The 13,083-nt window shown below is 62.6% G+C and carries 14 protein-coding genes; 6 read left to right on the forward strand and 8 right to left on the reverse strand.

The annotated features are described in order from the left end of the window. Nucleotides 1-191: 191 nt before the first annotated feature. Nucleotides 192-1,088: an RNA polymerase sigma factor RpoH gene (rpoH, locus tag WDB91_RS00285; protein ID WP_339113186.1), complete on the forward strand. Its 897-nt coding sequence runs from the start codon at nucleotides 192-194 to the stop codon at nucleotides 1,086-1,088. 63 nt (nucleotides 1,089-1,151) lie between these two features. Here the strand turns inward: rpoH and WDB91_RS00290 are convergent, their stop codons facing one another. Continuing rightward, entirely contained in the window at nucleotides 1,152-1,844 is a 693-nt protein-coding gene (locus tag WDB91_RS00290; RefSeq protein WP_339113187.1) for a metal-dependent hydrolase, read from the reverse strand. A 157-nt stretch (nucleotides 1,845-2,001) separates the two neighbouring features. Between WDB91_RS00290 and gatC the strand changes: the two genes are divergently transcribed. From gatC to WDB91_RS00310, 4 genes are read left to right on the forward strand one after another with little or no spacing between them, the layout of a single operon-like run. Continuing rightward, nucleotides 2,002-2,289, forward strand: coding sequence for an Asp-tRNA(Asn)/Glu-tRNA(Gln) amidotransferase subunit GatC (gene gatC / locus WDB91_RS00295; RefSeq protein WP_339113188.1), 288 nt, complete (start codon nucleotides 2,002-2,004; stop codon nucleotides 2,287-2,289). Then, the gene (gene gatA, locus WDB91_RS00300) at nucleotides 2,286-3,764 is read left to right on the forward strand and encodes an Asp-tRNA(Asn)/Glu-tRNA(Gln) amidotransferase subunit GatA (protein WP_339113189.1); all 1,479 of its coding nucleotides are present in this window, start codon (nucleotides 2,286-2,288) and stop codon (nucleotides 3,762-3,764) included. Before gatC ends, gatA begins: the two co-directional genes overlap by 4 nt. Before the next feature lie 12 nt (nucleotides 3,765-3,776). Beyond that, on the forward strand, nucleotides 3,777-4,487 hold the full coding sequence (locus WDB91_RS00305; protein ID WP_339113190.1) for a hypothetical protein: 711 nt from the start codon (nucleotides 3,777-3,779) through the stop codon (nucleotides 4,485-4,487). Then, nucleotides 4,487-5,176, forward strand: coding sequence for an N-acetylmuramoyl-L-alanine amidase (locus WDB91_RS00310; RefSeq protein ID WP_339113191.1), 690 nt, complete (start codon nucleotides 4,487-4,489; stop codon nucleotides 5,174-5,176). Before WDB91_RS00305 ends, WDB91_RS00310 begins: the two co-directional genes overlap by 1 nt. Before the next feature lie 10 nt (nucleotides 5,177-5,186). Here WDB91_RS00310 and scpA read toward each other — a convergent pair whose 3' ends face one another. Together scpA and WDB91_RS00320 are read right to left on the reverse strand one after the other, a co-directional pair. Continuing rightward, the gene (gene scpA / locus WDB91_RS00315; RefSeq protein WP_339113192.1) at nucleotides 5,187-7,331 is read right to left on the reverse strand and encodes a methylmalonyl-CoA mutase; all 2,145 of its coding nucleotides are present in this window, start codon (nucleotides 7,329-7,331) and stop codon (nucleotides 5,187-5,189) included. Beyond that, nucleotides 7,288-8,133, reverse strand: coding sequence for a hypothetical protein (locus tag WDB91_RS00320; RefSeq protein ID WP_339113193.1), 846 nt, complete (start codon nucleotides 8,131-8,133; stop codon nucleotides 7,288-7,290). Before WDB91_RS00320 ends, scpA begins: the two co-directional genes overlap by 44 nt. A gap of 385 nt (nucleotides 8,134-8,518) precedes the next feature. Between WDB91_RS00320 and WDB91_RS00325 the strand changes: the two genes are divergently transcribed. Then, a complete protein-coding gene (locus WDB91_RS00325) occupies nucleotides 8,519-8,890 on the forward strand; it encodes a DUF4174 domain-containing protein (RefSeq protein WP_339113194.1) in 372 nt (123 codons plus the stop codon). Nucleotides 8,891-8,903: 13 nt separating this feature from the next. Here the strand turns inward: WDB91_RS00325 and WDB91_RS00330 are convergent, their stop codons facing one another. The 5 genes from WDB91_RS00330 to WDB91_RS00350 form a co-directional block, all read right to left on the reverse strand. Beyond that, nucleotides 8,904-10,907 carry an acetyl/propionyl/methylcrotonyl-CoA carboxylase subunit alpha gene (locus WDB91_RS00330; RefSeq protein WP_339113195.1) on the reverse strand — a complete coding sequence of 668 codons (2,004 nt, stop codon included), beginning with the start codon at nucleotides 10,905-10,907 and terminating at the stop codon, nucleotides 8,904-8,906. A gap of 181 nt (nucleotides 10,908-11,088) precedes the next feature. Then, complete coding sequence (locus WDB91_RS00335; protein WP_339113196.1) at nucleotides 11,089-11,334, reverse strand: hypothetical protein; 246 nt, start codon at nucleotides 11,332-11,334, stop codon at nucleotides 11,089-11,091. Nucleotides 11,335-11,710: 376 nt separating this feature from the next. Beyond that, complete coding sequence (locus WDB91_RS00340) at nucleotides 11,711-12,103, reverse strand: hypothetical protein (RefSeq protein WP_339113197.1); 393 nt, start codon at nucleotides 12,101-12,103, stop codon at nucleotides 11,711-11,713. 231 nt (nucleotides 12,104-12,334) lie between these two features. Next, on the reverse strand, nucleotides 12,335-12,463 hold the full coding sequence (locus WDB91_RS00345; protein ID WP_339113198.1) for a hypothetical protein: 129 nt from the start codon (nucleotides 12,461-12,463) through the stop codon (nucleotides 12,335-12,337). A gap of 196 nt (nucleotides 12,464-12,659) precedes the next feature. Beyond that, on the reverse strand, nucleotides 12,660-13,037 hold the full coding sequence (locus WDB91_RS00350; RefSeq protein WP_339113199.1) for a DUF6497 family protein: 378 nt from the start codon (nucleotides 13,035-13,037) through the stop codon (nucleotides 12,660-12,662). Nucleotides 13,038-13,083: the final 46 nt, after the last annotated feature.

Raw genomic sequence — 13,083 nt, forward strand, 5'->3', positions numbered from 1 at the left:
GGTTCACTTAAACGTCACATGATGCGCCTTTCGCTTGCAAGCGGCGGGCGCATGTTCTTTTCTATTCCCCAGCCAAAGGTCATTTCGGACCCATCGCCGCCTTTACGCGTTAAGGTTTCTGAAACGACATCTTGTAACAGATGGCCCGCCTTCCCATATCGGGCCGTCAAGACGGAAAGAAAGGGGTTCACATGTCGAGTTATACCAACCTTCCAGCCCCAAGCCCTGAACAGGGGCTGAACCGCTATCTTCAGGAAATCCGCAAATTCCCCCTGCTGGAGCCCGAAGAAGAATATATGCTGGCCAAACGCTGGGTCGATCATCAGGACGCGGAATCCGCGCACAGGATGGTAACTTCACACCTGCGTCTGGCCGCCAAGATCGCTATGGGCTATCGCGGCTATGGTCTGCCGCAGGCCGAGGTGATCTCGGAGGCGAATGTGGGCCTGATGCAGGCCGTGAAGCGCTTCGATCCCGAAAAGGGCTTCCGCCTTGCCACCTATGCAATGTGGTGGATCCGCGCGGCCATTCAGGAATATATCCTGCGTTCGTGGTCGCTGGTGAAGCTGGGCACGACCTCGGCGCAGAAGAAGCTGTTCTTCAACCTGCGCAAGGCCAAGTCCCGTATTGGTGCCTATGAGGATGGCGATATGCGGCCCGAGAATGTGGCCCAGATCGCCCATGACCTGAATGTGACCGAGGATGAGGTTATCTCGATGAACCGGCGCCTGTCGGGCTCGGATGCCTCGCTCAATGCACAGGTCGGCGCCTCGGAAGAGGGGGCCGCGCAATGGCAGGACTGGCTCGAGGACGAGGATGCCGATCAGGCCGAGGCCTATGCGGAAAGCGACGAGCTGAATACCCGCCGCGAGATGCTGATGGGCGCCATGGATGTGCTCAACGACCGCGAGAAGGATATTCTCATGGAGCGCCGACTGCGCGAGGATCCGGTGACGCTCGAGGATCTCTCCGCGAAATACGACGTCTCGCGGGAACGTATCCGCCAGATCGAGGTGCGCGCTTTCGAGAAGCTGCAAAAGCGCATGCGCGAACTGGCCGCCGAAAAGGGTATGAGCATTCCCGCCTGATCCGGCCTGATCCGGCACGGGGCTTTCATTAAGCCGCGGCAGTCCCCTGCCGCGGCTTTTGTATTAGAGTTCGATGGGCTTAAGCACTTCGGGCTCGATCACATCCACCCCCGGCAGGCCCTTGACCATTTCTTCCGCCGATTGCTCCAGAAGCGGGAAGGTCTTGTAATGGCACGGGATCACCGTCTTGAAATCGAAGTATTTCCTGGCCGCCCAAGTGGCCGCTTTCATATCCATCGTAAAATGGCCGCCCGCGCAGAGAATACCGATATCGGGGGCGTGGTATTCGCCCATCCAGGCCATATCGGCCATGATGTCGGTGTCGCCCGAGAAATAGATGCAGCGCCCCTCGCCCTTGATCATGAAGCCCGATTCGGTGCCGGTATAGATCGGGCCGTTCGGGCCATCCATGCTCGAGGAATGCGACGCATTGACCATGGTGACCTTGGCGCCGCCCAGATCGACGGTGCCGCCCTTGTTGAAGCCCATCGTCTCGATCCCCTCGGCCTCGGCCCAGTAGCTCGCAATATCGGCAATGCACACCACCGGAATGCCCAGCTCGCGCGCGATGGCCACGGTATCGGCGGAATGGTCCCCATGGCCGTGGCTCAGAAGGATATGGGTCGCCCCCGAGATGGCCTCGGCGCGGCTGCTCTCGGGGAAGGTCGGATTGCCCGCAAGCCAAGGGTCGATCAGCAGGGTCGCGCCCTCGATCTCGAGACGGAAGCCGGAATGGCCGAGCCATGTGAGTTTCATGGTTTTCTCTCCTTTTCATGGGTCATCAGGAAGATTTCCTCCCAGACTGTAGGCGGCAGGGCGAGAAAGGGAAGAGCAAGCGCCCGATCGTGACCGCTTCTCCTTGAACGCGCGGGGTCTTGCCGCTAAACCCGTGCCAAATCCAGCGGAGAAACATATGTCCATCGACATCGATACCGCCCGCAAGGTGGCGCATCTGGCCCGCATCAAAGTGGCCGAAGACAATCTGCCCGAGCTGGCCTCGGATCTTTCCAACATGCTCAACCTCATGGAGCAGCTCACCGAGGTGGACGTCGAGGGCGTCGAGCCCATGACCTCCGTCAGCCCGCAGCGCCTCAAGCGCCGCGTCGATGAGGTGACCGATGGCAATTATCAGGACAAGATCCTCAAGAACGCCCCCGATGCCCGCGAGGGCTTCTTTGCCGTGCCGAAGGTGGTGGAATGACCCTCAATACGCTGAAAATCTCCGAAGCCCGTGACGCGCTGCGCAAGGGCGAGACGACCTCTGTCGAGCTGACCGAAAGCTGCCTGAAGGCTATCGAGGGCGCGGATGCGCTCAATGCATGGTCGGCCAAGACCCCCGAGATGGCGCTGGATATGGCCAAGGCCGCCGATGCCCGCCTCAAGTCAGGCGATGCGCCTGCCATGTGCGGCATCCCGCTGGGGATCAAGGATCTCTTCGCGGTCAAGGGCGTGCCCACGCAGGCAGGCTCGAACATCCTCAAAGGCTTCAAGCCCGAATATGAATCCACCGTCACCCAGAACCTTTGGGATGCGGGCGCGGTCATGCTGGGCAAGCTCTCGATGGATGAATTCGCGATGGGCTCGTCCAACGAAACCGCCTGCTACGGCCCCGCGATCAACCCGTGGAAGGTCGATGACAAAGCCCGCACGCCGGGTGGCTCCTCGGGTGGCTCGGCGGCGGCCGTGGCGGCAGACCTCTGCCTGGCGGCGACCGGCACCGATACCGGCGGCTCGATCCGCCAGCCTGCGGCCTTCACCGGCATCACCGGCATCAAGCCGACCTATGGCCGCTGCTCGCGCTGGGGTGTTGTGGCCTATGCCTCTTCGCTCGATCAGGCGGGCCCGATGACCAAGGACGTGCGCGATGCGGCGATCATGCTGCAGGCGATGTGCTCGCATGACCCCAAGGATTCGACCTCGACCGAAATCGCGGTGCCGGATTTCGAAGCAGCCCTGACTGGCGATATCCGTGGCAAGAAAATCGGCATCCCGCGCGAATACCGCCTCGACGGCATGCCCGAAGAGATCGCGGCGCTCTGGGATAACGGTATGGCGATGCTGCGCGATGCCGGCGCCGAGATCGTGGATATCTCGCTGCCGCATTCCAAATACGCCCTGCCCGCCTATTACGTCATCGCGCCGGCCGAAGCCTCGTCCAACCTCGCGCGCTATGACGGGGTGCGCTATGGCCACCGCGCGACATTGGGCAAGGGGGACGGCATCGACGACATGTATGCCAAGACCCGCGCCGAGGGCTTCGGCCCCGAGGTGCAGCGCCGCATCATGATCGGCACCTATGTGCTCTCGGCTGGCTTCTATGACGCCTATTACAACCGCGCCCGCAAGGTGCGCGCGCTGATCAAGCGCGATTTCGAGCAAGCCTTCGCCGCAGGGATCGACGCCATCCTCGTGCCGACCACACCCTCCTCGGCCTTCGCCATCGGCGAGATGAAGGATGCCGATCCGGTCAAGATGTATCTCAATGACGTGTTTACGGTCACCCTCAACCTTGCCGGTCTGCCGGGCGTTTCGGTGCCGGTTGGCCTTGATAAACAGGGGCTTCCGCTCGGCCTGCAGCTGATCGGCCGTCCGTGGGAAGAGGGCGAGCTGCTCAACCATGCTCTTGTGCTCGAACGTGCGGCAGGCTTCAATGCCAAGCCGAACCAATGGTGGTAATGGAGTAACCGCATGCGCGCGCCAGTTCTTGGACTTTCACTGACCCTCTCCGTGCTGGCGCTTGCCGCCTGCCAGCCGAGCGTGCCGAATTCGGCCGCCGGTGTGGGCGCACCCGCCATCGGGGGCAATGAAAGCTATCGCGATTATCTGGCGCAGCGCGAGTCGCAGCTTCAGGGCAGCACCGCCGGTTCCACGACCACCGCAGCGTCGGGTCAGCCGATGTCGGCCATGGGCACGACCGCTGCGGCGGCCGCCCCCGCCAATGACCCCAACGCACAACTGGGGGCCGACACGCTGGCGGCCCTCAACGCGACGGCCCCGCAATCGGGCGGGCAGCAGGTCACCGATTACGCCCCTGCCTCCTCGCCCTATTCGAGCACCGCAACAGCGGCCGAGCGCGCAGAGGACACGTTCACCGCCCCTGCCCCCGCGCAGAAGACCGCGGGCGACACCTATAGTGCAGCATCGGGCTCCGGCGGCCCCAACCTTGCCGCCTATGCGCTCTCGGTCAATAACCAGCCGGGCCAGTCGGTCTATACGCGCGGCGGGATCAAGTTCAATTCCACGACAAAGGCCTGCGCGAAATATGTCTCGCCCGACAAGGCGCAGATCGCCTTCCTGGCCAATGGCGGTCCCGAGAAGGATCCGGGCAATCTGGATCCCGATGGCGACGGGTTCGCCTGTGGCTGGGATCCGCGCCCGTTCCAGGCCGCCCGTAACTGATGACAGAGCCCTTCCCCTCGCCCAACCATGGAGAGCGACGGGAAGGTGCGCGGCCTGACCATGTCGTCCTGCATTTCACAGCCATGAAAGACATGGCCTCGGCCCGGGAGCGCCTGTGCGATCCGGCAGCCGAGGTCTCCGCCCATTGGCTCATCGGCAATGATGGCACGATGATGCAGCTGGTCGACGAGGCGCGCCGCGCATGGCATGCCGGTGTCGGACACTGGGGCGAGTGTAGCGATCTGAACTCCCGCTCCATCGGGATCGAGCTCGACAATCCCGGTACACGGCCGTTTTCCCATACACAGATGGCGGCGCTCGAAGGGCTGCTGGCCCGTATCTTGCGCCAATGGCAGATCCCGCCGCAGAATGTGATTGCCCATTCCGACATGGCACCCGCCCGCAAATTCGATCCCGGTCCGCGATTCGACTGGGCACGTCTGGCCCGACAGGGGCTGGCGGTCATGCCCTCGCAACCGGTAGACGGTCTGGCACCGGATATGGCGCAATTCCTGACGCTGGCGCAGCTCTTCGGCTATACCTCGCCCGATCACGATCATATCCTGCCTGCTGTCCGTCTGCGTTTCCGCCCCTTCCATGACGGACCGCTCGACAGCACCGATATGGGCCTGATCGCCGCCCTCGCCCGCGATTACGGGCAGGATGGCGACCAGTGGCGAGCCTGCTAGCGCGGCGCCCCTAGCCGCGCTGCGCCTCGAGGATCTGCAGGATCTCCTTGGCGGCGGTCGGGATGTTGGTGCCCGGACCGAAGATCGCCTTAACCCCCGCCTTTTTCAGGAAGTCATAATCCTGCTGCGGGATGACGCCGCCGCAGATCACGATGATGTCCCCGGCATCCTTGGCTTTCAGCGCCTCGATCAGCTGGGGCGCAAGTGTCTTGTGACCGGCTGCCTGCGACGAGATGCCCACCACATGGACATCATTATCCACCGCATCCTGCGCCGCCTCTTCCGGCGTCTGGAACAGCGGCCCCACATCCACGTCGAAGCCGATATCGGCGAAAGCCGTGGCGATGACCTTTGCACCGCGGTCATGACCGTCCTGCCCCATCTTCACCACCAGCATCCGCGGGCGGCGGCCCTCGGCCTCGGCAAAGGCCTCCACATCACGCTGGATCTGGGCAAAGCCCTCATCCCCCTCATAGGCCGACCCATAGACCCCCGCGAGGGTCTTCACCTCGGCGCGGTGACGCCCGAATTCCTTTTCCATCGCCATCGAGATCTCCCCCACCGAGGCCCGCGCCCGCGCGGCCTCGACCGCGGCCTCGAGCAGGTTGCCACCCTCTTTCGCGCGGCGGGACAGTTCGGCCAGCGCCGCTTGACAGGCCGCCTCGTCGCGGCTCGCCCGCATCTGCGTCAGCCGCGCGATCTGGCTCTCGCGCACCTTGACGTTGTCGATATCGAGAATATCGATCGGCTCTTCCTGCGCCAGACGGTATTTGTTGACCCCCACAATGACATCCTGACCACGGTCGATCAGCGCCTGACGTCTGGCCGCCGTCTCCTCGATCCGCAGCTTGGGCATGCCCGAGGCGACGGCCTTGGTCATGCCGCCCATCTCCTCGACCTCCTCGATCAGCTTCCATGCCTCCTCGATCAGGTTGGCCGTCAGGCTCTCGACATAATAGCTGCCCGCAAGCGGATCGATCACATTGGTGATGCCGGTTTCTTCCTGCAAGATCAGTTGGGTATTGCGGGCGATCCGCGCCGAGAAATCGGTTGGCAGCGCAATTGCCTCGTCGAGCGCATTGGTATGGAGCGATTGCGTGCCCCCCAAAGCCGCCGCCATTGCCTCATAGGCGGTGCGGATGACGTTGTTATAGGGGTCCTGCTCCTGCAAAGACACGCCCGAGGTCTGGCAATGGGTGCGCAGGATGCTCGATTGCGGGTTCTGGGGCGAAAATTCCGCCATGATCCGCGACCAGAGCGTGCGGGCCGCGCGCAGCTTGGCCGCCTCCATGAAGAAATTCATCCCGATCGCGAAGAAGAAGGACAAACGACCGGCGAATTTATCCACATCCATACCGGCGGCAATGGCCGTGCGCACATATTCGCGTCCGTCGGCCAGCGTATAGGCCAACTCCTGCACGAGATTCGCGCCTGCCTCCTGCATATGATAGCCGGAAATCGATATCGAATTGAACTTCGGCATCTCGTTCGCGGTATACTCGATAATATCCGCGATGATCCGCATCGAGGGTTCGGGCGGATAGATATAGGTATTCCGCACCATGAATTCCTTGAGAATATCGTTCTGGATCGTGCCCGAAAGCACGGCCTTGTCATGGCCCTGCTCCTGCCCCACCACGATGAAATTCGCCAGAATCGGGATGACCGCGCCATTCATCGTCATCGAGACCGAGACCTTATCCAGCGGAATGCCATCGAACAGGATCTTCATGTCCTCGACCGAGTCGATCGCCACACCGGCCTTGCCGACATCGCCCACCACGCGGGGATGGTCACTGTCATAGCCGCGATGGGTCGCCAGATCGAAGGCGACCGAGATCCCCTGCTGGCCCGCCGCCAGCGCACGGCGATAGAAGGCATTCGATTCCTCGGCCGTGGAGAAGCCCGCATATTGCCGGATCGTCCATGGGCGGCCGGCATACATCGTAGCCTTGGGGCCGCGGGTATAGGGCGCGATCCCGGGCATCGTGCCCAGATGGTCCAGCCCTTCGGTATCGGCCGCCGTATAGAGCGGCTTCACACGGATGCCCTCCAGCGTCTCCCAGTCGAGGCTGTCCAGAGGCTTGCCGCGCAGCTCCTTCGCCGCGAGTTCAGCCCATTCCGCTTGCTTGTCGGCCTCGGTTTTGCTGGTCATCGACCCATCCTTCCTCCGTGAGAGGCATGGCCGAATATCCTCCCGGCGCGGCACCTCCCGTTTCCATGATTGCCAGATCCCTGCGACCACGGCGCAGGGTTTCCAGCTCTGCCTGATAACGCGCGGTCATCTGACCCCGCTGCATAATGCTGAACGGCATATAGCCCCGGCCCAATTGCCCCTGAACGGCGGCGGCGGCATTCGCGCGCTCAACCGCAACGGTGAGGCCCGGCGTCAGGCTGAGTTTCGGCGCCAACCGTCGCAGAAGAATCTCGTGACGGCCCGCCATCGCCTCATGCGTCCAGACCTGAGGGCGCACCCCGAAAGCGCCCTCGACCGCATCGATCACACAGGGCCAGCCACGCCCGTTCTGCGCCAGCATCCGCAGCCGCTGGGGCGTTGCCGCCTCGCCGCCACGCACCCGCTCGACCGCCAGCATCGAGGCCCACCACGCATCATAGCGCCGGATCCCCATTGCGACGCCCGTCAGATGCGGGCCGAGCACCATTGCCACCCGTTCCAGTCGTCCGCGCGCATCGGGGTAGAGCATCCCGTGGCTCAGGCAATGCGGGATCGACCCGATGAGGTTCTCCTCGCTGATGATCAAGGTGTGGAAGCCCTGATCCTCGATCCTGTCGATCTCCATCCGGATCCGCGTGGCCGAGCGCCGCGCCGAGAGGATATCCTGCGCCGAGACCAGATCGGCGCGCTTGATCAAGCCCGAGAACAGCCCCGCCCGCGTGCGCTCCGGTCCCCAGAAAGCCACCCCCTGACGCGACAGGATGCCCGAATTCGCAAGCATCCAGTTCTGAAACGAGGTTGTGGCCGTGCGGTGGACCCCTAAATGTAGTATAACGTCCAAGAGAAAGCTCTTTCCAGAAAGCGCGTCTGGCAATGTGCCGCGACTCCACGCGGGGACAGGCCCCGAGGCCGAGTATGCGCCGCGATCTCTGGAAAACTGCTTAACGGGAGGATTTGAATTGAGTTTTAATAACGAAATCAGGGGCCGACGGGTCGCTAAACAATCTGTCGCCGGAATGACGACAATGGCACCATTCTGGTTAGCGGCATTTTTTCTTGCCTTTCCAATACACAGCGCTCTTGCGCAGGATCCGGCGCAACCGAAGGATGAACCACGTCTGGCGCAGGCCCAGCCAGTAGTCCCTTTCGCTCCGATTCCCGCAGATATGGCGAATTTGAATGATTTCGTCTGGCAGAAACGCCCCGTCGTGGTCTTTGCCGACAGCCCCGCAGACCCCGCGTTTGCCGACCAGATCGCCGAGCTGGAAGACCGCTGGCCCGAACTTGCGGCCCGAGATGTGGTGGTGATCACCGATACCGACCCCGCCACGCCCAGCGAGATCCGCCGCAAGCTGCGCCCCACGGGGTTCGCGCTGGTGATCCTCGCCAAAGACGGCACAGTGGCGCTGCGCAAGCCGCTACCATGGACGGGGCGCGAGGTGATCCGGTCGATCGACAAGATGCCGCTGCGCCGCGAGGAGATCCGCCGCGGCGCCCTCAGCGCGGAGAGCCCCCCGCGCCTCGCAGGCATTCTATGATCGACCGTGGCGCTCATTCGAACTCCATGATCACGTCATCCACCTTTAGCGAGGCACCCGCTTCGGCATTGACCGATTTCACCACGCCGCGGCGCTCCGCGCGCAGGATATTCTCCATCTTCATCGCCTCGACGGTGGCCAGCGCCTGACCTTCCTGCACTTCCTCGCCCGCCGCGACATTGATCTTCACGACCAGTCCAGGCATCGGGCACAGAAGCAGTTTCGAGGTGTCGGGCGGCAGCTTCTCGGGCATCAGCTGATAAAGCTCGTGCTGGCGGGGTGTCTGCACCAGAACCTTCAGATCCGCGCCACGCAGCCGGATACGATAGCCCATCGAGACCTTGCCGACCTTCAGCACCAGAGGCGCCCCGTCCACCAGCAGCTCGGCCAGCTGGTCCCCGGGCGTCCAGTCCGAGCTGACACGCAGCGTGGTGCCATCGTCGAAGCCGACATCGGCCCCCGCACGATCGGCATGGATCGTCACGCGATAGGTCTCGCCCTGAAGCGTCACCACCCAGTCATCGCCCACCTTGCGCTCGTGATTGCCCAGCGTTCCGGAAATCCGCGTGCGCCGGATCTCGGCGACCCGCTCCATCGCCGCAACCGAGGCCGCCACCTGCTTCAGCATATCCGCCCCGAGCGTCACCCCCTCGAACCCTTCGGGATATTCCTCGGCAATGAAGGCGGTGGTGATATTGCCCGAGATGAATCGCTCATGGTCCATCACGGCGGCGCAGAACGGCAGGTTATGCCCGATGCCTTCCACCTCGAACCGGTCGAGCGCCACGCGCATCTCCTCGATCGCATCGGCGCGGGTCGGGCCCCATGTGCAGAGCTTGGCGATCATCGGGTCGTAGAACATCGAGATCTCGCCACCCTCGTAGACGCCGGTATCGTTGCGCACGATCCCGCCAGAGGCGGTCTGCCCCTGAACCGGCGGACGGTACCGCGTCAACCGGCCGATAGAGGGCAGGAAGTTGCGATAGGGATCCTCGGCATAAAGCCGGCTCTCCATCGCCCAGCCATTGATCTTCACATCATCTTGGCGGATCGACAAAGGCTCGCCATTGGCCACGCGGATCATCTGCTCGACCAGATCGATACCGGTGATCAGCTCGGTCACCGGATGTTCGACCTGCAGGCGGGTATTCATCTCGAGGAAATAGAAGTTTTTGTCACCATCGACAATAAACTCGACCGTCCCAGCCGAAGTATAGCCCACCGCCTTGGCCAGAGCGACGGATTGCTCGCCCATAGCCCTGCGGGTCTCGGCATCGAGGAAGGGCGAGGGCGCCTCCTCGATCACCTTCTGGTTCCGCCGCTGGATCGAGCACTCGCGCTCGTTCAGCCAGATACCATTGCCATGCGCATCACAGAGCACCTGGATCTCGATATGGCGCGGCTGGGTGACGAATTTCTCGATAAAGATCCGGTCATCGCCGAAAGAACTGGCCGCCTCGTTCTTGGAGGACTGGAACCCCTCTCGGGCCTCCTGCGCGTTCCACGCAATCCGCATCCCCTTGCCACCGCCACCGGCAGAGGCCTTGATCATCACCGGATAGCCGATCTCTTCCGAGATCCTCACCGCCTCCTCGGCATCCCCGATCAGTCCCATATAGCCCGGAACCGTATTGACCCCCGCCTCCTGCGCGATCTTTTTCGAGGTAATCTTGTCGCCCATCGCCTCGATCGCCTTCACCGGCGGGCCGATAAAGGCCACGCCAGCCGCCTCCAGTGCCTCGGCAAACTTGGAGTTCTCCGACAGGAAGCCATAGCCCGGATGCACGGCCTCGGCGCCGGTCTTGGCGATCGCCTCCATGATCCTGTCGATCACGATATAGGACTGGTTGGCGGGTGGCGGGCCGATATGCACCGCCTCATCGGCCATTTGCACATGCAACGCCTGCGCATCGGCATCCGAATAGACGGCCACCGTCTGGATGCCCATCTCGCGTGCGGTCTTCATCACGCGACAGGCGATCTCGCCACGGTTGGCAATCAGGATCTTCTTGAACATCGGCTTTCCTCCCTCGGGGGGAAGGCAAGCCCGCGGGCCCGAAGGTCAGCCGCGGCCTTCCCTCCATCCCACTCTGTTCCTTCTGTCATCCGGCACGAAAAACGCCACCGGAGCGCATGGCACCGATGGCGTTTCCCGAATAGTCCTACGGCACGGACGGCGAGCGTCCGTGTCGCGAAACTCAGTAGCTGCGCGAGCAGACACCCGCGTCGTCGCAGAGCGCACCTGCGCCCGCGCCAAGTGCGGCACCTGCAACAACGTTATTGTCGGTCGCGTCGGCAACGAGCGCGCCTGCACCTGCGCCCACGAGCGCGCGGCCACCATCGCTGTTGAGGAAGCCGCCATTGCCATAACCGTTACCCGACTGGCAGCCTGCGAGTGCTGCGGTTGCGCCGAGGATCGCGACGAGAATTGCCGATTTACGCATAGGATTTCTACTCCGTGAAAAACTGTGTTCCGATGTGAACCTAGTGCGGAATACGAAGAAGAAAAGCGGATTCGTGCACAGCTGCGCGCAGGCGCGCGCCCCTCGGCAAAGCCTTGCCGAAGCTGAGAAAAAATCCGCTTAGAAAAACCGGAGGAAGACACGCTGACGCTGCGGAAAAAATCCGACCTGACATGGGCAGGATGCACCATGAGGTCAGGTCGGCAAGTTCCAACAGGGAGTTTCCTCTCGAGAGAGGCATCAGTCCAGATAGCTCCGGGCTGATAGAAATCAACCTGCGCGCGATGGGCGTCTCTTGCAACCCCCGACGCGGAGGCAGCAGCAAGAAATTGCCGTTTTCTATCAGACCCGTGTCGCATCAGTCCCAATCGTCCTCGTCATTCTCGTCCCAGTCGAACGCGCCGGGATCGGCGAAGACCTCGGGGAAGGAACTTTCGGCCCGACGCCGGTCGATCTTCAGAAGCGCCTCATAGGACTCGGGATCGAACGGATCTTCCGCGGCCACGACCTCACGGCCGAACAGCCAGCTGATGCGGCCCGCATCCAGATTTCCGCGCTCGAAAGGCTCCTCGCCGAAATAATTCCACAAAGCGGCCATGAAGCCTTCATCGGCCTTACGGTCCATCGCCGCACGGTCCTTGAACCGCTCACGGCGGATGATCTTCGTCGCGCCCTTTTTGTTGGCACGGCGGATGACGAATTGGTAATCGGTGCTGGGCAAACGCCCGGGGAAACCACGGTGTTTCAGCATTTGGCGCCTCTCTTCTCCGGAGCGGTCTCCGGTCTAGTGTTCGTCACGCGGCAGGGGATGCCCCATGCCGGATGCGGGATCATGGCCAGACGCGTCTGCGCTGGCATAGTCCTCATAAACACTTCTGAAGGCGCTGTCCGTCCCAGATTAGCGCAATCGGCCATAAGTTGGGAGCGGATCAAAGGTTTTTCGGGGGTGCAGGCAGGGGATGCCCCCTGCCCGCGAATAAGGTCAGAGCTTGCTGTGGTAAACCGGCTCTGCGGTGACCGGCTCGGCCGGCATCGGCGCCGGAGCGGGCTTGGGCGCGCAGGCAGCCATGAAACCAACGAGGCCAAGCGCGAGAATGAGTTTGGTCGACATGTTCTTCTCCTTTTCACACCCTGGGAACGCATCCCGAACGGGGTGAGCATGATTGGGAAGGACGCCGTTAAGACACAGGTGAAACCCCCTGTGGCCAACGACCCCAAGCCGGTACGGCTCACGCAGATCCTAGCAGATTCTAAAGGCTTGCACAGAGCCATCACATTCCCATTATCATTTTCCCGCCGATGGCGCATCAGAACATCTCTTCTTCGCAGCGCTCGCCGGAAATCGCATATCCTGCAATAAGTTGCGTGGCTTCGGGGTCGGATGTGCCGAACACCACGGGACGGTCGGCAAGCGAGATCACAATCTGTTGGGGCTGCGGTCCGACAGCGGACAGATGTGGAAGCGCGAAGCTCTCGCACAGCGCCAGCATATCCCCCATCGCGGTGTCGTCATCCTCGGTCAGATCGCGCATGAGGAAGAAATGCCGGATCGTCAGCCCCTCGGGTCCGCTGGCATCGGTCTGGCTGGTCAGCCATTCGACATGGCGCCCCGAGGGAACAGCGACCGCCACCCCCGACGCCGGCATATCCGCCGCCGCGACCTGCCCCGCACCAATAACAGCCACCAGAGCCAACACCCTCCGGCACAGCGTTATGGGCAGACACCCCCAA

The organism is Thioclava sp. GXIMD2076 (genome assembly GCF_037949795.1).
GTDB classification, from domain to species: domain Bacteria; phylum Pseudomonadota; class Alphaproteobacteria; order Rhodobacterales; family Rhodobacteraceae; genus Thioclava; species Thioclava kandeliae.